21 protein-coding genes and 1 riboswitch are annotated in these 24,478 nt (G+C 38.3%); of the genes, 16 read left to right on the forward strand and 5 right to left on the reverse strand.

Annotation, left to right across the window (positions count from 1 at the left end; translation table 11 throughout):
- Positions 1–6: 6 nt before the first annotated feature.
- Positions 7–2,622 (reverse strand): T9SS type A sorting domain-containing protein, encoded by a 2,616-nt coding sequence (locus EIY84_RS08715; protein ID WP_124642271.1) that lies wholly within the window; start codon positions 2,620–2,622, stop codon positions 7–9.
- Positions 2,623–3,494: 872 nt separating this feature from the next.
- A complete protein-coding gene (locus tag EIY84_RS08720; RefSeq protein ID WP_124642273.1) occupies positions 3,495–4,472 on the reverse strand; it encodes a deoxyhypusine synthase family protein in 978 nt (325 codons plus the stop codon).
- 149 nt (positions 4,473–4,621) lie between these two features.
- Here EIY84_RS08720 and EIY84_RS08725 point away from each other — a divergent pair, with 149 nt between their 5' ends.
- On the forward strand, positions 4,622–5,842 hold the full coding sequence (locus EIY84_RS08725; RefSeq protein WP_124642275.1) for an S-adenosylmethionine:tRNA ribosyltransferase-isomerase: 1,221 nt from the start codon (positions 4,622–4,624) through the stop codon (positions 5,840–5,842).
- 117 nt (positions 5,843–5,959) lie between these two features.
- Positions 5,960–6,640 carry a Dph6-related ATP pyrophosphatase gene (locus tag EIY84_RS08730; protein WP_241154765.1) on the forward strand — a complete coding sequence of 227 codons (681 nt, stop codon included), beginning with the start codon at positions 5,960–5,962 and terminating at the stop codon, positions 6,638–6,640.
- An 11-nt stretch (positions 6,641–6,651) separates the two neighbouring features.
- Here the strand turns inward: EIY84_RS08730 and arfB are convergent, their stop codons facing one another.
- A complete protein-coding gene (arfB, locus tag EIY84_RS08735) occupies positions 6,652–7,050 on the reverse strand; it encodes an alternative ribosome rescue aminoacyl-tRNA hydrolase ArfB (protein WP_124642279.1) in 399 nt (132 codons plus the stop codon).
- A gap of 155 nt (positions 7,051–7,205) precedes the next feature.
- Positions 7,206–7,315, forward strand: a riboswitch (SAM riboswitch).
- Positions 7,316–7,379: 64 nt separating this feature from the next.
- On the opposite strand from arfB, the gene EIY84_RS08740 reads away from it, so the two are divergent.
- The 14 genes from EIY84_RS08740 to folK all read left to right on the forward strand — a co-directional run bounded on the left by EIY84_RS08740 (position 7,380) and on the right by folK (position 21,621).
- Positions 7,380–8,360 (forward strand): alpha/beta fold hydrolase, encoded by a 981-nt coding sequence (locus tag EIY84_RS08740; protein WP_124642281.1) that lies wholly within the window; start codon positions 7,380–7,382, stop codon positions 8,358–8,360.
- Positions 8,314–9,849 (forward strand): ACT domain-containing protein, encoded by a 1,536-nt coding sequence (locus tag EIY84_RS08745; RefSeq protein WP_124642283.1) that lies wholly within the window; start codon positions 8,314–8,316, stop codon positions 9,847–9,849. Before EIY84_RS08740 ends, EIY84_RS08745 begins: the two co-directional genes overlap by 47 nt.
- A 17-nt stretch (positions 9,850–9,866) precedes the next feature.
- Positions 9,867–10,871 carry a homocysteine S-methyltransferase family protein gene (locus tag EIY84_RS08750; RefSeq protein ID WP_124642285.1) on the forward strand — a complete coding sequence of 335 codons (1,005 nt, stop codon included), beginning with the start codon at positions 9,867–9,869 and terminating at the stop codon, positions 10,869–10,871.
- Between the two features lie 167 nt (positions 10,872–11,038).
- Complete coding sequence (gene tnpA / locus EIY84_RS08755; RefSeq protein WP_124642287.1) at positions 11,039–11,491, forward strand: IS200/IS605 family transposase; 453 nt, start codon at positions 11,039–11,041, stop codon at positions 11,489–11,491.
- Between the two features lie 163 nt (positions 11,492–11,654).
- The gene (gene metH / locus EIY84_RS08760; RefSeq protein ID WP_124642290.1) at positions 11,655–14,366 is read left to right on the forward strand and encodes a methionine synthase; all 2,712 of its coding nucleotides are present in this window, start codon (positions 11,655–11,657) and stop codon (positions 14,364–14,366) included.
- Between the two features lie 85 nt (positions 14,367–14,451).
- On the forward strand, positions 14,452–14,817 hold the full coding sequence (locus EIY84_RS08765) for a four helix bundle protein (RefSeq protein ID WP_124642292.1): 366 nt from the start codon (positions 14,452–14,454) through the stop codon (positions 14,815–14,817).
- 45 nt (positions 14,818–14,862) lie between these two features.
- Positions 14,863–15,819: a methylenetetrahydrofolate reductase [NAD(P)H] gene (gene metF / locus EIY84_RS08770; RefSeq protein ID WP_124642294.1), complete on the forward strand. Its 957-nt coding sequence runs from the start codon at positions 14,863–14,865 to the stop codon at positions 15,817–15,819.
- A 245-nt stretch (positions 15,820–16,064) separates the two neighbouring features.
- Positions 16,065–16,436, forward strand: coding sequence for a hypothetical protein (locus EIY84_RS08775; RefSeq protein ID WP_124642296.1), 372 nt, complete (start codon positions 16,065–16,067; stop codon positions 16,434–16,436).
- A gap of 96 nt (positions 16,437–16,532) precedes the next feature.
- Positions 16,533–17,411 carry an IS982 family transposase gene (locus EIY84_RS08780; protein ID WP_124642298.1) on the forward strand — a complete coding sequence of 293 codons (879 nt, stop codon included), beginning with the start codon at positions 16,533–16,535 and terminating at the stop codon, positions 17,409–17,411.
- A gap of 52 nt (positions 17,412–17,463) precedes the next feature.
- On the forward strand, positions 17,464–18,114 hold the full coding sequence (locus EIY84_RS08785; RefSeq protein ID WP_124642300.1) for a sigma-70 family RNA polymerase sigma factor: 651 nt from the start codon (positions 17,464–17,466) through the stop codon (positions 18,112–18,114).
- A 418-nt stretch (positions 18,115–18,532) separates the two neighbouring features.
- Complete coding sequence (gene folE / locus EIY84_RS08790; RefSeq protein WP_124642302.1) at positions 18,533–19,168, forward strand: GTP cyclohydrolase I FolE; 636 nt, start codon at positions 18,533–18,535, stop codon at positions 19,166–19,168.
- Between the two features lie 16 nt (positions 19,169–19,184).
- Entirely contained in the window at positions 19,185–19,853 is a 669-nt protein-coding gene (locus EIY84_RS08795; RefSeq protein ID WP_124642304.1) for an FAD-binding oxidoreductase, read from the forward strand.
- A gap of 238 nt (positions 19,854–20,091) precedes the next feature.
- The gene (locus EIY84_RS08800; protein WP_124642306.1) at positions 20,092–20,805 is read left to right on the forward strand and encodes an SDR family NAD(P)-dependent oxidoreductase; all 714 of its coding nucleotides are present in this window, start codon (positions 20,092–20,094) and stop codon (positions 20,803–20,805) included.
- A 51-nt stretch (positions 20,806–20,856) separates the two neighbouring features.
- Positions 20,857–21,621: a 2-amino-4-hydroxy-6-hydroxymethyldihydropteridine diphosphokinase gene (gene folK, locus EIY84_RS08805; protein WP_164472028.1), complete on the forward strand. Its 765-nt coding sequence runs from the start codon at positions 20,857–20,859 to the stop codon at positions 21,619–21,621.
- Positions 21,622–21,677: 56 nt separating this feature from the next.
- Here folK and EIY84_RS08810 read toward each other — a convergent pair whose 3' ends face one another.
- Positions 21,678–22,964 carry a citrate synthase gene (locus tag EIY84_RS08810; RefSeq protein WP_124642310.1) on the reverse strand — a complete coding sequence of 429 codons (1,287 nt, stop codon included), beginning with the start codon at positions 22,962–22,964 and terminating at the stop codon, positions 21,678–21,680.
- 198 nt (positions 22,965–23,162) lie between these two features.
- A complete protein-coding gene (eno, locus tag EIY84_RS08815) occupies positions 23,163–24,455 on the reverse strand; it encodes a phosphopyruvate hydratase (protein ID WP_124642312.1) in 1,293 nt (430 codons plus the stop codon).
- Between the last annotated feature and the right edge of the window lie 23 nt (positions 24,456–24,478).

Raw genomic sequence — 24,478 nt, forward strand, 5'->3', positions numbered from 1 at the left:
ATTGTTTTATTTAATAATTTTTTTAGTTTGTTCTTTTCCACCGCTGATTACTTTTACAAGGTAAACGCCTTTTGTATTCAGTTCGAATTGAGCTTTTTTCGCTAGAGGTTTCAGAGACTTCACCACTCTACCAGCAGCATCCAACACCACAACAGCATCTATATTCGTAGAATTTTCCACGACAAATACTTCTGCATTTCTGTACACTTTCAGTTCGTCTTTTTTCACCTCTGCAGTTGCCAAAGAACCTTGAGGTTGGTACACGATTTCGAAACGGTTGGTAAACTCACCTGTGGTTGAAACAAAGGTATAAGCCTGAGAAGTTAAGTCCGTATAAGTGTTCAGTTGTTTGTCTCTCAAGTAGATGGCTTGTCCATTTTCGAACAATCCGGATACTTTTGCCAAAGAAATGGTATAATTTCCTGCAGCGGCAAATTTATTACCCAAGACCACCATATCGGTATTCACAAAATCGGCTCTACCTTGGATTGCCAATTTTTTATCGGAAACCGTTGTATAGATGGCATCATTAGGAATCGACATCATTTTAGAGTCATAAGCATCAAAAGCATTGCTGGCTCCTTGTCCGTAAGTAACCGCTATGGTAGTATAGGTATTGGCAGGGTTGGTCATTTGCAACCAATATTTTCCATTGTTTGTCGTATTTGCAGCTCTATTAAGGAAAGAAACTCCCGTATTGGTTGTCGTTCTCATGTCGTTGTTAAAAACAACAGAAGTCGTAAGTCCTTTCACAATAAAGGCCTGTCCCGGGCGAATAATTTCGTTGCTACCAGAGGCAGCAGCACTCCAAGTGGTGGTATTGGCATTGTACACCGCCCAACCTGGGTTACCTGTTGCAGCTCCCGTCTGTGTTGTATTGTTTCCTGTTGAAGAGTTCCAGAAGTAGAAAGTCTCTCCTACATTGGATAAATTCTCCAAGTAAAACGCTGCCAAATCCAAATTGGTAGGATACGGATTTCCGATCAGGTTGTAGGCATTGCCATTGGAATTGGTGGTATTGTTGATGGTTACGGATTGCGTCCCGTTGTTAGGCGTCCCAGTAAAGGTGGCCAAACCTTGTGCTACCGGCACTTTTACAGAATACCCCGTACCAAACGCAGCAGCAGTTGGGTTGGCAAGCGTGTCGTAGTAATCGGTAGCCGTATTGTATGCCATAACAAACGGAGAAGGCGAAGTATAGATGCTGTACATATTTTGTGCAGCTACCGGCGAAGACCAGAATACATATTTATTGGCATCTGCCGTAGTGGCTTTTTCTAAGGTAAATGTACCCGAACCGCTGTACGAACTGTGCTTGAAGTTGGCACCGTCTTTTACCGTGATGGTACCGTCGTTGGTAACCTTACCTGAGGCAAGTGTTCCATTTATTACAAGATTTCCGGATACTTCTAAACCGTTATTTTCATTTAAATTTAATGTTGCAGTACCTCCGATTGATGAATTTGCACCACTAAATACAATTTTACCTGCTGTATTTTGAGTCATAGTACCTGCGCCAGTTATTCCATTTCGAATTGTTTTAACTCCAGTTGAAGCCCAAGAAGCTGTAACTCCATTTACAATTTCCACAATACCATTGATGGTAGTTGGATTTAATCCTCCCATACTTAACGCATTAGTTGAAAATCTAAAAATGGGTACTGTAGAATCATCTACATTTGGAAAATATGTTACTCCCGATGCTGCAGGAGTACCTGTTGAATTCCAATCCAATACAGATGCATTTTCATAAATTGTTTTGGTGTGCAAAACAGAAGTTGCTCCCACTAAACTTCCCGCTTGTAAACTGATAACACCACCTGTCTTCACTATTACTGAGGCAGAAGTTTGATAAGTGGGTAAACCTTTTAAAATTAAAATACCTCCATTTTGGATTTCAACATCATCACCTGCCCCATCATTAAGAGTTAAACCTGCAGTAGTTGATAATGTACCTCCGTTTTCTATAACAATCTGGTCGGCTGTTATAGAAGAATTAATTGTAACGGTGTGTCCATTTCTAATGGTAATGGTATTGTCTGTATTTTTTGGAGTACTACTTGCTGCAGTCCAAGTCACTCCATCTACTGAAGATTCCCAAGTAGAAGCTTGATTCCAATTTCCTGTAGCTGTTGTACGATAGAATGCAGCCGGAGCAGCCAATGTCGTAAAATTCCCAACCAAAGGATTTGTTGTATTGTAGCAATTTCCTGTGTTGTTGTACTCGTAGATTGCCAAATGATAATTTTTGTTGGACAGTAAATCGGTTAGGGTAACCGTATTTGCAGGTCCGTTGTACACCACAAAATTGCCCGTACCAATCTGGTCGCCCAAACCTAGAGCCGGGTCTCCAACATAACTTGTACCACTTACAGGAGCAGCATTAACGGCAGAACCTTCTCTAGCCACCACCAATACATTGTCGCCATTTCCTCTGACCCAATTGATTTGTGCAGAAGATGTACTTATGTTAGTGGAAGAAAATGTCGTGGATTGCGTTGCGGGAGAGGTGCAAGTAACAGGCAATGTATAAGTAACTTCAATCCCTGTAAGTCTTAACTGAGTATTAGAAGCATTAGCATTTCTGATAATTAATTTTGAACCTGCACTTATACCAGTCACAGGGTAGGTCGTCCCACTTGGTATAGCAGAGTGGTTGGTAGTTGCAACAGCCTCTGTATCTATCTGATATCGAACCGTTGGAGTATAACCTGAAGTTGCAGTAAGTTTAAAACCTGTAATTGTAGCCCCATTTTTAGGAGTAAGTGTTATAGAACCACCATTGTATGGACTATTACTTGCATAATAAAATCTTAATGTATTATCTCCAGTGTTAAATGCGGGATTATTTGAAGATGCGTTTTTCTGCGTGGTAAACGCAATATTAGGATCTATATCACCAGAAGTTGCAGTAAAGGTATGAGATACCGTTGTTTGTCACCAACCCAATACACCGAAAAGGAGGAGAATCATGGCAAAAAGCCGATAGAATAAATTTTGTTTTAGCATAAATAATAATTTTTTACAAAACAAAAATATGAAATATTCAATAACACCTCCATTTGTAAACAAAATTTAATACAGTTTTCAAGAAAACACCCTTCTATTTAACAATAATATAAAAAATAATATCCACAAAAAACAAAAGAAAAAAGAAAATATTTTAGAAAAGAAGCAAATGCTTCACAAAAAAGTGAATAATATAAACCTAAGCGGCAAAAATGCAACGATTAGGATAAATAAAATACGACAATTAGATAAAGAGTAAAATTTAACACTTTTGAACGGTTGACGAACTTTTCCATCAAGCGAAAACCTTGAAAATCAGACGAAAACCCTAGCCCTGATTGCAGTGGAAAGCCCACAGCCAAGCTTGGGAAAAGCAATGGAGGCGAGGACTTGCAACGGAAAGCAGGTTCCCGGCTACAAAAAAAAAACCTCAACAACTTGGGCGTTGCTGAGGTGGATTGTTTTTCTTGGGAAAAGAATTTCTACTAAGAATTTTCCAAAATGTAGGTAAACATCAGTGGTGCGCAGATGGTGGCATCCGACTCTACAATGTATTTTGGTGTATCGATATCCAGTTTCCCCCAAGTGATTTTCTCGTTCGGTACCGCTCCGGAATAGGATCCGTAAGAAGTGGTAGAGTCCGAAATTTGGCAGAAATACGCCCAGAAAGGTACATCTTCCCACTCCAGATCTTGGTACATCATCGGTACCACACAGATTGGGAAATCTCCGGCGATACCGCCACCAATTTGGAAGAAACCAACACCTTTTCCTTCGGAGTTTGCTCTGTACCATTCGGTTAGGAAAATCATGTATTCGATTCCGGATTTTACGGTAGAGGCTTGTAATTTTCCTTTGATGACATTGGAAGTGAAGATGTTCCCCGTGGTAGAATCTTCCCATCCAGGTACTACGATGGGCAAGTTTTTCTCTGCCGCAGCCACGATCCAAGAGTCTTTAGGGTCGATTTCGTAATACTGCTCCAACACTCCGGAGTTTACTACTTGGTACAAAAATTCGTGTGGGAAATATCGTTCACCTTTGTCTTCGGCAGCATGCCAAACATCTTCCAGGTGCGTTTGCAATCTACGGAAAGCCTCTTCTTCCGGGATACAAGTATCGGTAACTCTGTTGTAGTGAGCGTCCAAGAGTTCTCTTTCTTGCTCTGGAGTTAGGTCTCTATAGTTAGGCACTCTTTTGTAGTGGGAATGTGCGACTAAATTCATCACATCTTCTTCCAAATTGGCTCCTGTACAAGAGATAATTTGCACTTTATCTTGACGGATCATTTCCGCAAGAATTTTCCCCATTTCCGCTGTGGACATTGCCCCAGCAAGGGTAATCATCATTTTACCACCGTCTTTCAGGTGAGCTACATATCCTTTGGAAGCATCTACCAAAGCCGCAGCGTTGAAATGTAAATAGTACTTTTCTAAAAATTCAGAAATCGGTCTATTGCTCATGTTAAAATTTTTATGGTGCAAAGATAGGATTTTTTAATGTTTCGTGTTTGGTTTTTAGTTTTTGGGGAACTGACAACTGACAACCGACAACCGACAACTATTAACCAACAACCAACAACCAATTCATTTTTTTTACCGAAATTTGCGCCATGCATCCCAGAGAATTAAAAATAGAAAATTTCACCTACGATTTACCCAACGAAAGCATCGCCTACACACCGGCAGAACCCAGAGACACCTCCAAACTTTTGGTGTACAAAAACGGGAAAATCTCCCAAGATATTTACAGAAATCTAGACTCACAACTTCCAGAAGACACGGTTCTGGTTTTCAACGATACCCGAGTGATCAAATCCAGGATATTTTTCCAAAGACCCACCGGAGCGGTGATTGAAGTGTTCTGTCTAGAACCGTATGGAGAAAATGCCCACTACGAAGCCTTCTTCCAACAAAAAGGAAGCGCATTGTGGACTTGCCTCATCGGGAAAGTCGGAAAATGGAAAGAAAAACAACTGACCAAAAGCCTAGACATCAACGGGATTGCGGTTGAACTTTCTGTGGAAATTGTAGAAAAACAAAGTGATGCCTATGTGGTGAAATTTTCTTGGACACCTGAAAATATTTCGTTTGGCGAAGTGATTGACGCTGCCGGAGTAACGCCTCTCCCACCCTACATAAAAAGGATTGCCGACGAACACGACGAGGAAACCTACCAAACCGTGTACTCGGAAAATGAAGGTTCGGTGGCTGCTCCCACAGCCGGTTTGCATTTTTCTCCTGACATTTTTGACCGTTTGGAAAGGAAAGGAATTTCTAAATTGTTCACCACACTTCATGTTGGCGCCGGAACTTTTATGCCCGTAAAATCCGATACCATGGACGGTCATAACATGCATGCCGAAGTGATGAATATTTCTGTAGATTTTCTTGAACAACTTCTAGCAAAAATAAATTCGAAGATCATCACCGTTGGGACAACTTCCACACGAACTTTGGAAAGCATCTATTGGATGGGAAATAAAATCATCAACCAACCCAACATCAGCCTCGAACAACTGAAGGTGACGCAATGGGAACCTTACGAAGGCATGAAAAGACACGGTGCCGAAGATGCGGTTTCGGCCTTGATCGAATGGATAAAACAACGCAAGGAAACCGAGCTTTCCGTAGAAACCCAAATCATCATTGCCCCAAGTTATGAATTTGGAATTGTAAAAGGTCTGATCACCAATTTCCACCAGCCGCAATCGACTTTGCTGCTTTTGGTTTCGGCATTGATTGGGGAAAGATGGAAGGAAATTTACCAGTATGCTTTGGAAAATAATTTCCGTTTCTTGAGCTACGGCGATGGGAGTTTGCTGTTGAAGTAATTTTTTTTGAACTCAATCCTTCAAGGATTTAAAATCCTTGAAGGATTCTAAACTAAATTAATTCTCAAACAAAGCAAAAATCCAAATAAAAAAGGATTCAATATTAAATAAATCATCATGGAAAAAATCTTAATGAATTGGAGCGGTGGGAAAGATTCGGCCATGGCTTTGCACCTGCTTCAACAAAATAAAAACATTGAGGTGATTTCTTTATTAACCTCGGTCAACAAAGAGATGCAAAGAATTTCCATGCACGGTGTACACATTGATTTGTTGAAAAAACAAGCCGATTGCATTGGGCTTAGTCTTCATTTGTTGCAGGTACCAGAATCGACGGAGATGGATGCTTATGAAAAAGCAATGGAAGAACAGCTGTCTTATTTCTCAAAACTTGGTGTTAGGACTTCGGCTTTTGGGGATATTTTGTTGGAAGATTTGAAAGCGTATCGGGAGAAACAGTTGGCAAAAATCGGTTGGAAGGCTGAATTTCCTTTGTGGCAAAAAGACACCAAAAAATTGGTGCATGACTTTATTGAAATGGGCTTCAGAACGAGAGTTTGCTGCATCAACAAAGAATTTTTGGGGACAGAATTTTTAGGAAGAGACATCGATGAAGATTTTATCAATGATTTACCAAAAAATGTAGATCCTTGTGGTGAAAATGGCGAGTTTCATACCTTTGTGTACGACGGACCCATTTTCAGAGAACCCCTGAACATCAGCAACGGAGAGAAGATCGAAAAATCGTATTCCCACGATGGGAAAAGCTACGGTTTTGAGTTTATCGATTTGAAATAATCGGATAACCATCAGTCACCCAATTTGAAATTTCTTCTGTTCTTTTTTTCAGAATGTTGTTTTTTTTGGTCTATTCTTTTTTCTTTAGAAGCTCTTGTGGGTTTAGTTTTCAACCTTTTTTTATCCATTTTCAGAGCACGATCTACCAATAACAAGATTTTATTGATGGCTAAAACCTTATTTTCCAACTGCGATCTGGTTTCTTGCGCCATCACTTGCAAATATCCTTCGGAATTAATTTTATTTTTCAATTTTTCCATTATTCTTAATTTTTCATCCAAATTGAAAAATAGAGAATTCATCACCAACCATTTGGCGGTCACCATGGTTTCCACTTTATTTACATTTTGACCTCCAGCACCACTGCTTCTGGCGGTTTTGAATTCTAACTCCGAACTGAAATTTTTCATAAGTACAAATGGTTCATTCTTTACACCATTCACAAATGTAAGGGAATAAAAAGGCTTTTAAAACATGATCTGATAAAAAAATATTAAAAAAATTAATGATATTAAAAAAACTTTTATACATTTGCAGTCAAGAATTGCTCTTTTACATACTGAAAATGTTATCCAGAAAGGTGGAGGGAATAGACCCAACGAAGCCTTGGCAACCTCTCGCGAAAGCGAAAAGGTGCTAAATTCTATCCAAAAAATATTGAGGAGAAGATAACAATCATCCATTTCTTACATACTTTCTTATGTAGCATTTTCATTGTTGAATTATTAAATAATAAAAAATGCTACAACACTTACTCATCACCGACTACACTTGTCTTTCGGGACAAACCTCTACCATTAATCTCACATTCGAAGTTTTTGGTCAACCCTTGCATTCTGCACCTGTGGTACTCATCAACCATGCCCTCACCGGAAATTCCAATGTTGCCGGCACCAACGGGTGGTGGAAAACCTTGGTGGGACCTGAAAAAACCATCGATACTGAAAAATACACCGTCCTTTGCTTCAATATTCCTGGAAATGGATATCAACATTATGGTTCTGTTGAAATCACTCAATTTACCGTTCAAGATGTAGCAAAAATTTTCAGATTGGGATTGGAAAAGCTTGGCATTCAAAAACTTCACACCATAATTGGTGGATCAATTGGTGGAGCGATTGGCTGGGAAATGCTTGCTCAAAACCCTAAAATTACGGAACGACTGATCCCTATTGCCACAGCAGACAAAACCAGCGATTGGCTGAATGCACAATGCCTCATCCAAAATTTTTTATTGGATTTACCCGAAAATGCGTTAGAAAAAGCACGAATGCACGCCATGCTGTGCTACAGAACTCCAGAATCCATCAACCAAAGATTTCAAAATGAAAAACAGGATCAAGAAAAATTAAAATCCCAAGAATGGTTGGAACATCATGGAGACGCCCTGAAAAACAGATTTCAAAAAGAAGCCTACCGAAACATGAACCACCTTTTGACCAGCATACAAACGAATCTTGAGTTGTTAAAAAATACCGATGCTGAAATTCATCTTATTGCTGTGGATTCCGATTTATTTTTCCCGGCCATTGAAATTAAAAATACCTACCAAAAATTAAAAAAAGAAATTAAAAACATCAGTTACAACGAGATAAAATCGATTCACGGTCACGATGCCTTTTTAATAGAATACGAACAACTCAACCAAATCCTTAACCCCATTTTAAATTATCATGAACAACAATACCATTACAATCTACAAGAACAAAGCACTTATTAATTTCGAAGGTCAAGACTTCCTAGGTCAATACGGCATAGATTCTAGAATTTTCCACGCTCTGAACAATCAAAAAATATCCGTGGGCATCATTTCTCAACAAGCCATTGAAAATGGAATTTCCGTTTTGGTGGACGAAAAAGATGCTAAAGAAGCGGTTTCTTGCCTTGAAAGAGAGTTTGAAAAAGAGAGAAAATTTGGGGTTGTCAACAGCATTTTCAATATCGAAGGACTCTCTGCCTTGGGTTTTGTTACAGACAATTTCAATAAAATCCTTACTGCTCTCAAAAAAAATAAAATCTACCCTCTGTTGCTCAATCAAGTTGCAATAGACGGTCGGGTTAATTTGGTTGTAGTAAACAGTCAGCTTGAAAAAACAAAAGCCATTATTGAAAGCGAAATTTTTGGTAAAGCAAAGTCCGTACATTTGGCACTCATTGGTCACGGAAATGTGGGTGGAGCGTTATTAGATCAGATTCTGGAATCTTCTACCGAAATTTTATCCAGAAAAAACATCAATCTGAAAGTGGTTGCCATTGCCAATTCTAAAAACCTTATCGTGAATCAATTTGGTTTGGGAAATGATTGGCTCAAAAAAATAAAATCATCGACTACGGCATCAAAAGTGGATTACATTCTGGATTTTGTTAAAGAAAATCAACTGGAAAACCTTATTGTTGTTGACAACACCGCAAGTAAAGATTTTGTAAAACACTACCCTACTTTTGCTGAGAATGGCTTTGATGTGGTCTCTTCCAATAAAATTTTCAATACCCAATCCATTTCCAGTTACAGAAACTTCAGAAAGATCCTGAAGAAAAACAATAAAAAATACCTCTACGAAACCAATGTTGGAGCAGGTCTGCCGTTGATAGACACCATTAAACTTTTGCACCTTTCCGGAGAAAACATCACCCGAATAAAAGGCGTATTTTCAGGTTCATTGAGTTATATCTTCAACCATTTTTCTGTTAGAAACGAAAAGTTCTCTACGATTCTCCAAGAAGCTCTGGACAAAGGATATACAGAACCCGACCCTAGAGAAGATCTCTCCGGAAATGATGTTGCCCGAAAACTATTAATCCTTGCCAGAGAGTTGGATTTAATCAATGAATTTGATGACATCAACATTCAAAATTTAATTCCAGAAAACCTCCAAAACATCGATAAACAAGAATTCTTGAACCGTTTCGCCGACCTTGATGATTATTTTCAAAATATAAAAAATAACCTTCCAGAGAATCATGTACTTCGATTTGTAGGGGATTTACACGGAGATCTTCAACAAGAAAAAGGAAGTTTAGATGTCAATTTAATAACCGTTCCCGCTCAATCGGCACTCGGCCAACTGAAAGGTTCGGACTCCATTTTTGAAATTTACACCGAGTCTTATGGCGAAAATCCTATTGTCATCATGGGAGCCGGAGCCGGAGCACAAGTTACAGCGAGAGGCGTTTTTGGGGATATTTTAAGAATTTCTGAAACTAGATAATTTATAACTTTAACACTATGAAATCACTTTCTCTAATAAAAAATATCCTTTCCCAACGCATCCTCATCCTCGACGGTGCCATGGGAACCATGTTGCAACGCCATCAATTTTCAGAAGAAGATTTCCGTGGCGAAAGATTTAAAGATTGGCCAAAACCGGTGAAAGGAAATAATGATTTACTTTCCCTCACCCAACCCGAAGCCATTGCCGATGTACACAGACAATATTTTGAAGCCGGTGCTGATATTGTGGAAACCAATACCTTCTCCGGAACCACCATAGCCATGGCCGATTACGGCATGGAAGAATTGGTATACGAACTCAATTTCGAGTCTGCAAAAATTGCCAGAAAAGTAGCCGATAAATTTACCGCCGCACAACCCAACAAACCAAGATTTGTTGCCGGAGCAATCGGTCCTACCAATAGAACGGCATCTCTTTCTCCGGATGTAAACGATCCGGGTTTTAGAGCCATCACTTTTGAAGAACTGAGAGTTGCCTACAAACAACAAGCAGAAGCTTTGCTGGACGGTGGTGTGGATATCCTTTTGGTGGAAACTATTTTTGATACCTTGAACGCCAAAGCTGCATTGTTTGCCATTGATGAAATTCAGGAAGAGAGAAATATACAAATTCCAATTATGGTCAGCGGAACCATTACCGATGCTTCGGGCAGAACGCTTTCTGGTCAAACTGCCGAAGCTTTTTTAATTTCTATTTCTCATCTTAATTTATTGAGTGTAGGCTTCAATTGTGCTTTGGGAGCAAAACAACTTACGCCTTACTTGGAAACCATTGCCAACAAATCCAATTTTGCCATTTCCGCTTATCCCAATGCCGGACTTCCGAATGCTTTTGGACAATATGATGAAAGCCCGGAGCAGATGGCAGAACAAATCCGAGAGTATGCCGAGAAAGGACTCATCAACATCGTTGGAGGTTGCTGTGGCACTACTCCACCGCACATCAAAGCCATTGCTGAATTGGTGGCAAAGTATGAGCCGAGAGGGGTTGGTGTTTGATGGTTTTCAGTTGTTGGTTGTCGGTTAATTGATAATTAAAGAGCCACGAAGTGGCGACATCAACAACATAGGGTGAAGCCCTATGAACACAGAGAATAACCCCATAACGAATAACAGAAAGAGGTCTGAAAGACCGACATCATTTTATAAACTTAAAATTAAATATCATGGGACAATCATTAAATAAAATATATGTTCATTTGGTATTTAGCACCAAGAATAGACAACCCGTAATTGATGATTTTATTAAAGATGAATTATTCAGTTATCTTGGTGGGATATGCAGAAATTTAGAATGCAACCCCATTCAAGTTGGAGGATATAAAGACCATGTACATATCCTATGTTTATTATCAAAAAAGATCGCACTCATGAAATTGCTTGAAGAAATAAAATCCAATTCTTCAAAATGGATAAAAACAAAAGGTACCGAGTTTAAAGATTTTTATTGGCAAAATGGATACGGTGCTTTTTTAGTAAATCCTACGGAAATAGAGATTGTGAAAAAATATATCATCAACCAAAAAGAATACCATCAAAAAAGAAGTTTCCAAGAAGAATACCTGGCATTTTTAAACAAATATAACGTTGAATACGACGAGAAATATCTTTGGGAATAAAGGATGTCGCCCTTTCAGGGCTCCCCTCTTTTGCCTTAAAAATCATAGGGTTTCACCCTATGCTATTGATTTCGCCACTTCGTGGCTCCTCTACATATTCACAAAAAGGTCTGAAAGACCAATAACATTAACATCAGGTGCAGCCTTATGAAAATTTAAAAAAATGGAAAATAAAAATCATATTAGCAACCAACAACTAAAAACTAACAACCAACAACCAAGATATCTCAGGCTCTCCGGTCTGGAACCGCTCGTCGTTACTCCGGAATCCAACTTCATCAATGTGGGAGAAAGAACCAATGTGGCAGGTTCTAAAAAGTTTTTGAGACTCATCAATGAGGGAAAATATGCCGAAGCTTTGGAAATCGCCAGAGATCAGGTAGAAGGCGGTGCACAGATTTTGGATGTCAACATGGACGATGGACTTTTAGACGGTAAAAAAGCCATGGTGAAATTTCTCAACCTCATCGCATCCGAGCCGGATATTGCCAAAATTCCTCTGATGATCGACTCCTCGAAATGGGAAATTTTAGAAGCCGGTCTGCAAGTTGCCCAAGGGAAATGTGTGGTCAATTCCATTTCATTAAAAGAAGGCGAAGAAAAATTTCTGCACGAAGCCAAAATCATCAAAAGATACGGAGCCGCCGTTGTGGTAATGGCTTTTGATGAAGTCGGTCAAGCCGATAATTACCAAAGAAGAATCGACATTTGTAAAAGATCCTACGAACTTTTGGTTGAGAAAATCAACTTTCCACCTGAGGATATTATTTTCGATTTGAACATTTTCCCTGTCGCTACCGGCATGGAAGAACACCGAAGAAATGCTTTGGATTTCATAGAAGCTACAGCTTGGGTGAAGGAAAATCTACCCTTTGTGAGCATCAGTGGTGGCGTTTCCAATGTTTCGTTTTCTTTCCGTGGGAACAATGCTGTGAGAGAAGCCATGCACTCTGTTTTCTTGTATCACGCCATCAAAGCCGGAATGAATATGGGAATTGTAAACCCAACCATGTTGGAGGTTTATGACGAAATTCCGAAAGAATTATTGGAATTGGTGGAAGATGTAATGCTCGACAGAAGAGACGATGCCACTGAGAGGTTGTTGGACTATTCGGAAAAAGTAAAATCTACCAAGAAAGAAAAAGTAGAAGATTTGGCTTGGAGGCAAGAGGATTTACAATCCAGAATTACCCATGCCATGGTGAAAGGTATCGACAAATATATCATCGAAGATGCTGAAGAAGCTCGACAACTAGCCTCAAAACCTTTAGAAGTTATCGAAGTAAATTTGATGACCGGAATGGGCGTTGTGGGTGATTTATTCGGTGCCGGAAAAATGTTTTTACCTCAGGTGGTAAAATCGGCAAGGGTGATGAAAAAAGCCGTTGCCTACCTTCAACCCTTCATCGAAGCAGAAAAAGACAGCAGCCGACCTTCGGCAGGAAAAGTTCTGATGGCAACTGTAAAAGGCGATGTTCACGATATCGGAAAAAATATTGTGAGCGTGGTTTTGGGTTGCAACAATTTCGAAATTGTCGATTTGGGTGTGATGGTCCCGTGTGAGCAAATCATCCAAACCGCTATTGATGAAAAAGTAGATGTCATCGGATTGAGCGGATTGATTACCCCAAGTTTGGACGAAATGGTGCATGTTGCCAGCGAATTGGAAAGACAAAACCTGGATTTCCCTTTATTAATCGGTGGTGCAACAACTTCCAAAGCACATACTGCGGTAAAAATTGATCCTTCGTACAACAGAACCGTCGTTCATGTGAACGATGCCTCCCGAGCAGTAGGTGTGGTTTCTAGTTTAATCAACAAGGAGAAATCTACGGCTTACGGTTTGGATATTAAGGCAGAATATGAAGATTTCCGTGAGAAATTTTTGAATAGAAGCGATCATAAAGAATATGTTTCTATTGAATTTGCCAGAGAAAATCATTACACCATCGATTTCAAACCCGAAGATATTGTAAAACCTAAAAAATTAGGAATTACGATTATCGAAGATCAGGATTTCAACGAGCTTTTAGATTTTATCGATTGGTCGCCGTTCTTCAGATCTTGGGAACTTCACGGGAAATTCCCGAATATTTTAACCGATGAAGTGGTGGGAGCCCAAGCAACGGAACTCTTCAACGATATGCAAAAAATCCTGAAACATGTATTGGACAATAAACTTTTCCATGCCAAAGCCATTTTCGGATTATTCCCTGCCAATGCAGTGGGCGATGATATTCAACTAAAAAATGAAAACGGCGAAGACTTGGCGACCTTCATCACGCTTCGTCAGCAAGTGAAGAAGTCCAAAGGCAAACCTTATCATGCTTTGAGCGATTTTATTGCTCCTTTAGAATCCGGAATTCAGGATTTCGTCGGTTGTTTCTGTGTTTCTGCTGGTTTTGGAACTGAAGAATTGGCCCAGAAATACCGTGCTGAAAACGATGACTATTCCGCGATTATGGTTCAGGCTTTGGCGGATCGATTTGCCGAAGCTTTTGCCGAATTTCTGCATCACAAAGTAAGAACCGAATATTGGGGATACGCTTCCGATGAGGCTCTGAGCAATGAAGAACTTATCAAAGAAGAGTACAAAGGCATCCGTCCGGCTCCGGGATATCCTGCTTGCCCGGATCATTTGGAAAAGAAAACCATTTGGAAAATTTTAGAAGTGGAAGAAAAAATCGGAGTTATCCTTACCGAAGGATTGGCGATGTGGCCGGCAGCGAGTGTGAGCGGTTATTATTTCGCTCATCCAGAGTCCAAATATTTTGGTTTGGGTAGGATAAAAGACGACCAATTGGAAGATTATGCACACAGAAAAAATATCCCGTTGGAAGAAGCCAGAAAATGGTTGATGCCTAAGATGGGGTGATTTTATTGGTTGTCAGTTGATGGTTGATAGTTGATGGCTTAAACTATCAAAAGAACATTGAAGAATAAATAAAATTGTAGAAATCATGAAAAAAGAATATACAGAATTGGATGTTTGGTTAGAAAGTCGAAAACTCGTGGGGTTAATTTATGAGGCAACGAGTAAGTTCCCTAAGGAAGAACTATTTGGAATTACCAATCAAATTCGACGATGTGCAGTTTCTATTCCCTCCAATATTGCAGAAGGATTAGGAAGAAAAACAAATAGTGAAACTATCCATTTTCTGCATGTTTCAAGAGGTTCTTTATATGAATTAGAAACACAAATATACCTTTCTTTTGATCTCCATTTTATTTCAACTGACAAAACAGACCAATTATTAGCCCAAATTTTAACTTGTAAAAAACTGATTAACGGATTTATCAATTATTTTAAAAATCTTAATTCATAATTTCCAACAACTGACAACTAACAACCGACAACCAAATATCAAACAATGAAAATAACAGAACATCTACATAACGCCCAAGGCAAAACCCTTTTCTCTTTTGAGATTGTCCCACCCGAAAAAGGCGTAGGCATCACCGATTTATACAAAAATATCGACCCGTTGATGGAGTTCAAACCACCCTTCATCGATGTTACCACTTCCAGGGAAGAATACATTTTTCTGGAAAGAGACGGCGGACTGATGGAAAGAAAAATCACCAGAATGCGTCCCGGAACATTAGGAATTTGCTCTGCCATTCAACACAAATACAATGTGGACACCGTTCCGCATGTGCTTTGTGGCGGATTTACCAAAGAGGAAACCGAATATCTTTTGGTCGATTGTATGTATCTCGGCATTGATAATGTGATGGCTCTGAGAGGCGATGCGATGAAGGGCGAAAAATATTTTGAAGCCACAAAAGGAGGCAACCGTTATGCTTCGGATTTGGTGAAACAAGTTCAAAATACGGGCAAAGGAAAATACCTGCACCAAGATATCAATTGCAAAGATGAAAGTCATTTCTGCATCGGTGTTGCGGGATATCCGGAAAAACACATCGAGGCTCCATCCATGAATTATGATTTGGAAATGCTCAAGAAAAAAGTAGAAAACGGTGCCGATTATATCGTAACCCAAATGTTTTTCGACAACCAAAAATATTTTGATTTTGTAAAATCCGTTCGCGAAGCCGGAATTGATATTCCGATTATTCCGGGCATCAAACCCATTGCGACGCTCAATCATTTACAACTTTTACCTCAGGTTTTCAAAATCGATTTGCCGGAAACTTTGGTAAATGAAGTTTTAAAATGCAAAAACAACCAACAAGTCCGCCAAGTGGGTGTAGAATGGGCCATCCAACAGTCCAAAGAACTATTGGCGAACCAAGTACCCGTGCTTCACTTCTACTCGATGGGGAAAAGTGATAATATTGTACAGATTGCCAGAGCGGTTTTTTAAACTTTTCACAGACTCTAAGAAATTCAGTTTGATTTTAATGATAACTTGTGCTATTGGCGCAAGTTATTTTCATTTTCAACCAAACTCACAATCAACTTGTTACTAAATATATTAAAATAAAAAGCGATTCATTGTAACCTCAAAAGCCTTCACCAACTCTATTAGAATAGAAACCGGTATTTCTTTAGAAAATAAAATTGCAATTATTTAAATCAAAAAATAAAATAATTTTAAAAATTAACAAAATGAACACCTTAGCTTTAAACCAAGTAAAATCATTATTAAAATATACTTTTACCATTGTTCCTATCGTTGCAGGTGCAGATAAGTTTTTCAATCTATTAACCAATTGGGAACAGTACATCAATCCAAGTATAGAAGGACTTTTGCCTTTCTCCGGAGCAACATTTATGATGATTGTTGGAGTAATAGAAATTGTAGCAGGGATTATTGTTTTTACAAAAACACAATTGGGAGGATATATTGTCGCGGCTTGGCTTACTGCAATTGCCCTGACTTTACTATTAGGCTTTAATTTCGTAGATGTTGCTGTTAGAGATTTGGTAATGGCTATTGCTGCATTTTCTTTGGCGAAATTGTCGGGAATAAAAGAATAATGTAAACCTGTTGTGCATATAGGAAATTATGGGAAAAAAGATTGTTCATTTGATTAAAAAATCGTATATTTAGTTGATTACCAATCAGTTAAATACATGAACAATCTTATTCAAAACTACGAAATTATTTTAAGAGAATTGACAAAAACTTGTGGTCATATTAAATCAAAACACCAAATCAGGGTTCCAAAACTTTCCGATTTGGAACTTGTTGCATTGAATATTACAGCAGAATACATGTCAATAAACTCTGAATTACAGCTATTTAGAAGCATTGCTGGAACTGAATTGGAGTCCAAAATAGAAAGAAGTATATACAACAAAAGAAAGAGAAGGCTTTTTCTTTACATCGAAAAAATCAGAGAAACATTGAGTGAAAAATTCTCGAATTTCACAGATGTTTTTATTGTTGATTCCACGCCAATTGAAATTTGTAAAATCAGTAGAGCCAATCGTTCCGGAATTTGTTCAACAGAAGAAATTAAGCCTGCTTTCGGTTATTGTGCCGCACAAAAAACACGGTATTTTGGCTATAAACTTCATGCGGTTTGCGACAAGAACGGAATCTTTCATTCCTATGATTTTTCGCCGGCAAACGTGCATGATGTAAATTATCTAAATGATATTAAACATGACTTTGAAAACTGCTTATTAATCGGTGATAGAGGATATATTAGCAAAGACTTACAAATTGATTTATTCAACCATTCCAATATTAATTTATCGGTTCCGATGAGGAAAAATCAATATGGCTTTGCAGCATTTTCAAAGACAAAATCGAGAATTAGAAAAAGGATTGAAACCGCAATTTCTCAACTGGGCGGACAGTTCTTAATCCACATCAATTTGGCTAAAACTTTTCAAGGTTTAGCCACGAGAATTGCTTCTAAAATAACGTCTTTTACAATGATTCAATACCTCAATTTCTTTATATTTAACAGAAGTTTGAACAAAACTAAAATTAATTTATGCTAAATGCACAACAGGTTAATGTAATTTTAAACTCATTTAATCTAAACTCTGGAACATGACTTCACAAGTTCAAAAACTAAAAGATACAGAGATCATTGAGAAAATCCTGAAAGGTGAAAAATCCTTGTATGAACTCATCGTTAGACGGTACAATCCTTATCTCTACAAAATCGGAAGGTCGTACAATTACAACCACGAAGACACCCAAGACCTGATGCAGGATACTTATGTAGATGCTTTCAAAAATTTAAAATCTTTTGAAAACAAAGCCAGTTTCAAAACTTGGATTTCTAAAATAATGCTGAACAATTGTTTCAGAAAGAAAGAAAAATCGAGTTACAAAAACGAATTTGCACAAGAAGTTAACGAAAATGTAATCCCTATGTTCACCCATAAAAACAACGACACCAACCATGATGTCCTTAGCAAAGAACTCGGTGGCATTATAGAAACCGCACTAGAGAGCATCCCTATGGAATATAAAATGGTTTTTTCTCTTCGAGAACTGAACGGCATGAACACCGAAGAAACGGCTCAGGCATTAGACATCTCCGAAGCCAATGTAAAAGTTCGCCTCAACAGGGCGAAAGCCATGCTGAGAGATCGATTGCAAAAAGCCTATACTCCGGATGAAATTTTCGAATTCAACCTCATCTACTGCGATGCCATGGTAGAAAGAGTGATGAATGAGATTGCAAAAATCTGACAAAAAAATCCAGTACATAGCAAAAACACAACACATTGATATTTAACTCAATACATAACTAAAAAACATTGTAATTTAATTATAACCACATAGTCACAAAGTATGTATCGTTTTTTACAAAAAGAAATACTAATAACACACAATAGATATCCGTCTTTGACGGATACTAAGTGAAACTATACTGTCTTAATTGCTGTATATACTATGTTTCTATGTGGTTTTCTGACGAGACAAGCCGCAGTGTAAATGATTGATTATTTATTTGTTAGGCTTATGATTTAGAACTTAGCAATAAAAATAAAATGTTCAAAATCCCTTTCTAAAAGATTCCAAAACACACACAAATTCTTCTTACAATTGATTTTAAAAAATCAAAAAAAAATCAGAAAGGGATGGAGCATTTTAAAAAATCAACATTATGAAAGAGACCTTACCAACCAACTTCAGAAAACAGTATTTCAACACCCCCATTATCGAAGAGGCTTTTCTGATGACCGATACCGAAAAAATGAACCAGATCGAGTTTCATTTTACAAAAATTATGGAAACTTTAGGATTGGATCTTTCAGACGACAGCCTGCAAGATACTCCTAGAAGGGTGGCTAAAATGTATGTTAAAGAAATATTTTCCGGCTTAGACCCTGCCAACAAACCCTCAATTAGCCTTTTTGAAAATAAATACGGGTACAAAAAAATGCTGGTAGAGAAAAACATCACGCTGTATTCTCATTGCGAACACCATTTTGTTCCGATTATTGGGAAAGTGCATGTTGCGTATATCCCCAAGGACCATGTCTTGGGTTTGTCCAAAATAAACAGATTGGTACAGTATTATGCAAAAAGACCTCAGGTACAAGAACGATTGACGGTTCAAATTCTGGAGGGAATGAAAGAAATCCTGGGTCATGACGATGTCGCTGTGATGGTAGAGGCCGACCATCTTTGTGTGGCTTCTCGTGGGATTTGCGACACCAACTCGTCCACCGTAACTTCAGAATTTTCGGGACAGTTTGAAAACGAGAGACTTCAAGCCGAATTTATGTCGTACCTTTAATTCAAAATCACACACCATGTCACATTTAGTAAAAATAAAATCCATAGAACACCTCACCCACGATGTTCTTCATTTGGTGGTTGAAAAACCAAAAGATTATCCTTATTTTCCAGGTCAGGCAGTGGACATTTCCATCAACAAACCGGGTTGGGAAACCAAGAAAACATGCTTCACCTTTACCAGCTTACCAGAAGATGACCAAGTAGAATTCGTCATCAAAACCTATCCTTCTCACCAAGGAATCACCAACGAATTGATTTCTGCAAAAGTGGGTGACGAGATCTACCTATACAAACCATTCGGCGATATCCGATACAAAGGCGACGGCATCTTTATTGCCGGAGGTGCCGGCATTACGCCATTTATCGCCATTTTGAAAGACTTAGAAAGGAAAAATAAATTGGGGAATAACAAACTTATTTTTGCCAACAAAGGCAAAGCCGACATTATTTTGGAAGATCATTTCAAGAAAATATTGAGTGACAAATTCATCAATGTTTTATCGGATGAAGATCTTGAAGGCTATGAGCACGGCTACATTTCTCAAGAAATAATTCAAAAACATCAAGAGCCGGAGTTGAAATTCTATTACCTCTGCGGGCCTCCTCCGATGATGAATGCGGTAGAAAAGCAATTGGCATCCTTAGGAGTAGCTGAAGACTTTATTGTAAAAGAAGGATTTTGATTTTTAGAAGTTAGAAGTTAGAAATTTTGGATTTTGGATTTTGGATTTTAAAACAGAGGAAAGGCAGTTTAACAGCTTTACAACTCCACAACTCCACAACTTAACATCTTCACAGTTTAACATCTTCACAGCTTAACATCTTTACAACTTCACAGCTTCACAACTTTACAACTTCACAGCTTTACATCTCATCAACTTCACAACTTAACAGCTTTACAACTTCACAACTTCATAAAGTATGAAAAAATACGCATTGGTAACCGGAAGTTCTGACCGAATCGGCAAATCGGTGGCCATCCATTTGGCAAAAATGGGTTACAACCTCTTGTTGCACTACAATTCTTCTTCTGAAAAAGCGGAAAAAGTAAAATCTGAAATTTTAAAAATCGGTGTACAAGCAGAAACTCTGCATTTTAATTTTTTGGAAAATAACGATTACGATGCTGCTCTTGCAGAATTAAAAAACCGTGGAATAGCCCTTGAAATTTTGGTGAATACCGCATCAGATTTTGTTCCTTCCAATTTTGAAATGAAAGGTAAAGATCTTTTGGAAAAAGAAATGAAAATAAATTTCGAAAATGCCTATCTCCTCACCAAAGCCTTTGCCAGAACATACAGCCAAGGCTGCATCATTAATTTTCTGGACACCAAAGTCACCAAAAACCACAGTGAACATTTGGATTATTTGCTCAGCAAAAAAATGCTATCGGAGTTTACTAAACTCTCCGCTCTAGAGCTTGCCCCACATTTTAGAGTGAACGGAATTGCACCCGGTCTCATCCTTCCACCCAAAGATAAAGATGAAACTTACCTGTTGAATTTGGCCAAAAACATTCCACTGAAAACCATTGGAAATCTGGATGAAATAAACAAAGCGTTGCAGTTCATCATCGAGAGTTATTTCTTCACCGGACAGATTCTCTACATCGATGGTGGCGATCATCTGATTTAGAAACATCAAACGAATTGAAAAGCCATCTAAACAACTATTAAAAATATGACTATGATAAAAGACTATAATCCCAAACTCTTAAAAGTAAAGGTTGAGAAACTCAGACTTCGTTCCTATATAGGTTTTGTCGATTGGGAAAAAGAAAAATTACAAGATTTAATTGTATCCTATTCTTTTAAATACGACAGCAAACAAGCTACAGAAACCGATCTTGTAGAATATGCAGTAGATTACAAAAAACTGAACAAAATAATAATAGAACAAATAGAACATCAACATTTTGCGCTTATAGAAACGGTTGCTGAGTTAATCTACACCAAAATCCAAGCCTATCACCCATCCATACAAGATGTAGAAGTACAGGTAGAAAAACCTCATGCTTTAAGATTTGCAGATAATGTAATGGTTTGTATAGACGGTAAAGACAGGCACAATACTGCGATTGTTTCTTTAGGTGCCAACATCAACGCCGAGGAAAACTTTAACAAAGCGCTAGAACATCTTCAGAAACTGGGCTACATTACCCAAAGAAGTGAATTTATTTGGACTGAGCCCTTAAAATTTAAAGATCAACCCGATTTTCTAAACGGCGCAGTACTTCTTCATACGACTAAAAATCTTTCTGAATTAAAATTAAATTTAAAGCAAATTGAAGCCATCCTGGGCAGGGTGAGAAGCGACAACAAAAATGCACCCAGAGAAATGGATCTTGATGTTGTGACCTACAATGGAAATATTATCGATAAAGACTGGGATGAATTTCCTTTTTTGGCTGAATTTATACTACGATTGAACCCGGAGATCCAGACCAACTAAAAACAAAAAAAACTGTTTCAAAAATTTGAAACAGTTTTTTTTGTTTATCGAAAGTACTATCTCGCTTCCAAAGAAACATAATCTCTTTTTGGAGCACCTTGATAGACTTGTCTTGGTCTTCCGATTGGATCGCCTTTTAGTCTCATCTCTTTCCATTGAGAGATCCATCCTGGTAATCTTCCTAAAGCAAACATTACGGTAAACATTTCTGTAGGGATGCCCAATGCTCTGTAGATAATACCTGAGTAGAAATCTACATTCGGGTACAATTTTCTTTCTACAAAGTAATCGTCTTCCAACGCTACTCTTTCCAATTGCATAGCAATATCTAGCGCTTTGTCTTCGATTCCTAATTTGTTAAGGATGTCATCTGCTGCTTTTTTGATAATTTTTGCTCTTGGATCGAAGTTTTTGTACACTCTATGTCCAAAGCCCATCAATCTGAAGCTGTCTTCTTTATCTTTTGCTTTTGCAATGTATTTAGAAACATCGCCTCCATCTTTTTCGATCATCTCGAGCATTTCAATCACCGCTTGGTTAGCACCACCATGAAGCGGACCCCAAAGTGCAGAAATACCAGCAGAAACAGAAGCAAACAATCCTGTATGTGCAGATCCTACCATTCTTACGGTAGAAGTAGAACAGTTTTGTTCGTGGTCTGCATGCAAGATTAACAATTTATCCAAAGCATCTACAACTACTGGATCCATGTGGAAATCTTCGTACGGCTTACGGAAGCACATTCTGTAGAAATTTTCAACATAACCTAGGTTGTTATCACCGTGGTTAATTGGCAATCCCATTTTCTTTCTGTAAGTCCATGCACAAAGGTGAGAGAATTTTGCAATTAACATTTCTGCAGCGTGATCCAAATCTTCTTTAGAAGAAACATCTACAGATCTCGGGTTGAATGCAGTAAGTGCAGAAGTCAAAGAAGACAACACTCCCATTGGGTGTGCCGAACGAGGGAATACATCGATGATTCTCTTCATTTCGTCTGCTACAAAATTATATTTCTTAATTCCTTTTTCGAAACCTTCAAACTGAGTCTTTGTTGGCAACTCACCGTGAAGTAAAAGGTACATTACTTCTGTAAAATTGGATTTCTCCGCAATTTGCTCAATGGGATAACCTCTGTAGAATAATTCTCCATTATCTCCATCCAAATAGGTAATATCACTGATTGTTGCTCCGGTATTTTTATACCCAAGATCCAAAGTAATTAGACCGGTTTGGTCTCTCAATTTAGAGATATCAATCCCTCTGTCTCCGATAACACTATCTACAATAGGATATTCAAAAGATTTCCCGTCGTAGTTCAATACAACTTTATTGTCTGACATTTTGTTAAAAAATTTTTGCTAAAAGTACATAAAAACTATCGAATAATCAAATTAGTTTCACACATGATACGATATATTTTATCAATTAAAAACATATACAGTATTATAATAAAACTATTACAATTAAACAACTGATTATCACTTTAATAGTGTGAAATAAAAAAGCATTGAGAAAAAAATCTCAATGCTCAGTAAAATTTATCTTTTAATTTTGAAGGCATCCATTCCCGGGAATACAGCAGTATCGCCAAGAGCTTCTTCAATTCTTAACAACTGATTGTACTTCGCCATTCTGTCCGAACGAGAAGCAGATCCTGTTTTAATCTGACCACAATTCATTGCGACAGCCAGATCGGCAATGGTAGCATCTTCCGTTTCACCAGAACGATGAGACATTACCGTCGTATATTTATTGTGCTGAGCCATCTGTACCGCAGCCATGGTTTCGGAAAGTGATCCAATTTGGTTCACTTTTACCAGGATTGAATTCGCAATTCCTTCGTTGATCCCTTTTGAAAGTCTCTCGACATTGGTCACGAACAAATCATCACCAACTAATTGTACTTTATCACCAATTTTATCCGTTAGCATTTTCCAACCTTCCCAATCGTTTTCTTGCATACCGTCTTCAATAGAGATGATCGGATATTTGGCACAAAGTTCGGCCAAATAAGAAACCTGCTCGCTTCTAGAACGGTGCGCACCTTTGTCGCCTTCAAATTTTCTATAATCGTAAGAACCCTCTACATAGAATTCAGATGCAGCGCAGTCCAATGCCAACATCACATCGTCTCCCGGTTTGTAGCCTGCTTTTTCAATAGCTTGCAACAAAGTATCCAAAGCATCTTCGGTACCGGAAAAAGTGGGTGCGAAACCTCCTTCATCGCCTACAGCAGTAGAAAGTCCTCTACCTTTCAAAATGGCTTTCAGATTGTGGAAGATTTCAGTTCCTTTTCTTAAAGCATGAGAGAAAGAGTCTGCTTTTACCGGCATTACCATAAATTCTTGAAAAGCAATAGGAGCATCGGAATGCGAGCCACCGTTGATCACATTCATCATGGGAACAGGAAGTACATTGGCATTGACACCACCGATGTATTTATACAAAGGCATTTTCAGTTCGGCAGCAGCTGCTTTTGCAACCGCCATGGAAACTCCCAAAATGGCGTTTGCTCCTAGATTTCCTTTGTTGGAAGTACCGTCTGCTGCAATCATGATTTTGTCAATCATATTTTGTTCAAACAAAGGCATGCCGATCAATTCCGGTGCGATAATCTCACGCACATTTTCTACGGCTTTCAAAACGCCTTTCCCCATATATTCTGCTCCACCATCTCTTAGCTCAACAGCTTCGTGCTCTCCGGTTGATGCACCCGATGGGACAGCAGCTCTACCCATAGTTCCGTTTTCGGTAAATACATCTACCTCAACAGTAGGATTGCCTCTTGAGTCTAAAATTTGTCTTGCCTCGATGTAAGAAATGTAACTCATTTTTAGTTTTTATTTTTTTATTT

The sequence above is a fragment of the Amniculibacterium aquaticum genome (assembly GCF_003852705.1).
Taxonomy (GTDB): domain Bacteria; phylum Bacteroidota; class Bacteroidia; order Flavobacteriales; family Weeksellaceae; genus Amniculibacterium; species Amniculibacterium aquaticum.

Excerpts from the sequence above, each read along its gene's own strand:
- EIY84_RS08780 (WP_124642298.1), top strand. The coding sequence starts at position 16,533 with ATGAACAATCTTATTCAAAACTACGAAATTATTTTAAGAGAATTGACA.
- metF (WP_124642294.1), top strand. The coding sequence starts at position 14,863 with ATGAAAATAACAGAACATCTACATAACGCCCAAGGCAAAACCCTTTTC.
- EIY84_RS08765 (WP_124642292.1), top strand. The coding sequence starts at position 14,452 with ATGAAAAAAGAATATACAGAATTGGATGTTTGGTTAGAAAGTCGAAAA.
- folE (WP_124642302.1), top strand. The coding sequence starts at position 18,533 with ATGAAAGAGACCTTACCAACCAACTTCAGAAAACAGTATTTCAACACC.
- EIY84_RS08730 (WP_241154765.1), top strand. The coding sequence starts at position 5,960 with ATGGAAAAAATCTTAATGAATTGGAGCGGTGGGAAAGATTCGGCCATG.
- EIY84_RS08795 (WP_124642304.1), top strand. The coding sequence starts at position 19,185 with ATGTCACATTTAGTAAAAATAAAATCCATAGAACACCTCACCCACGAT.
- EIY84_RS08775 (WP_124642296.1), top strand. The coding sequence starts at position 16,065 with ATGAACACCTTAGCTTTAAACCAAGTAAAATCATTATTAAAATATACT.
- EIY84_RS08785 (WP_124642300.1), top strand. The coding sequence starts at position 17,464 with ATGACTTCACAAGTTCAAAAACTAAAAGATACAGAGATCATTGAGAAA.
- tnpA (WP_124642287.1), top strand. The coding sequence starts at position 11,039 with ATGGGACAATCATTAAATAAAATATATGTTCATTTGGTATTTAGCACC.
- EIY84_RS08800 (WP_124642306.1), top strand. The coding sequence starts at position 20,092 with ATGAAAAAATACGCATTGGTAACCGGAAGTTCTGACCGAATCGGCAAA.
- EIY84_RS08745 (WP_124642283.1), top strand. The coding sequence starts at position 8,314 with ATGAACAACAATACCATTACAATCTACAAGAACAAAGCACTTATTAAT.
- eno (WP_124642312.1), bottom strand. The coding sequence starts at position 24,455 with ATGAGTTACATTTCTTACATCGAGGCAAGACAAATTTTAGACTCAAGA.
- folK (WP_164472028.1), top strand. The coding sequence starts at position 20,857 with ATGATAAAAGACTATAATCCCAAACTCTTAAAAGTAAAGGTTGAGAAA.
- EIY84_RS08725 (WP_124642275.1), top strand. The coding sequence starts at position 4,622 with ATGCATCCCAGAGAATTAAAAATAGAAAATTTCACCTACGATTTACCC.
- arfB (WP_124642279.1), bottom strand. The coding sequence starts at position 7,050 with ATGAAAAATTTCAGTTCGGAGTTAGAATTCAAAACCGCCAGAAGCAGT.
- EIY84_RS08720 (WP_124642273.1), bottom strand. The coding sequence starts at position 4,472 with ATGAGCAATAGACCGATTTCTGAATTTTTAGAAAAGTACTATTTACAT.
- EIY84_RS08740 (WP_124642281.1), top strand. The coding sequence starts at position 7,380 with ATGCTACAACACTTACTCATCACCGACTACACTTGTCTTTCGGGACAA.
- EIY84_RS08810 (WP_124642310.1), bottom strand. The coding sequence starts at position 22,964 with ATGTCAGACAATAAAGTTGTATTGAACTACGACGGGAAATCTTTTGAA.
- EIY84_RS08750 (WP_124642285.1), top strand. The coding sequence starts at position 9,867 with ATGAAATCACTTTCTCTAATAAAAAATATCCTTTCCCAACGCATCCTC.
- metH (WP_124642290.1), top strand. The coding sequence starts at position 11,655 with ATGGAAAATAAAAATCATATTAGCAACCAACAACTAAAAACTAACAAC.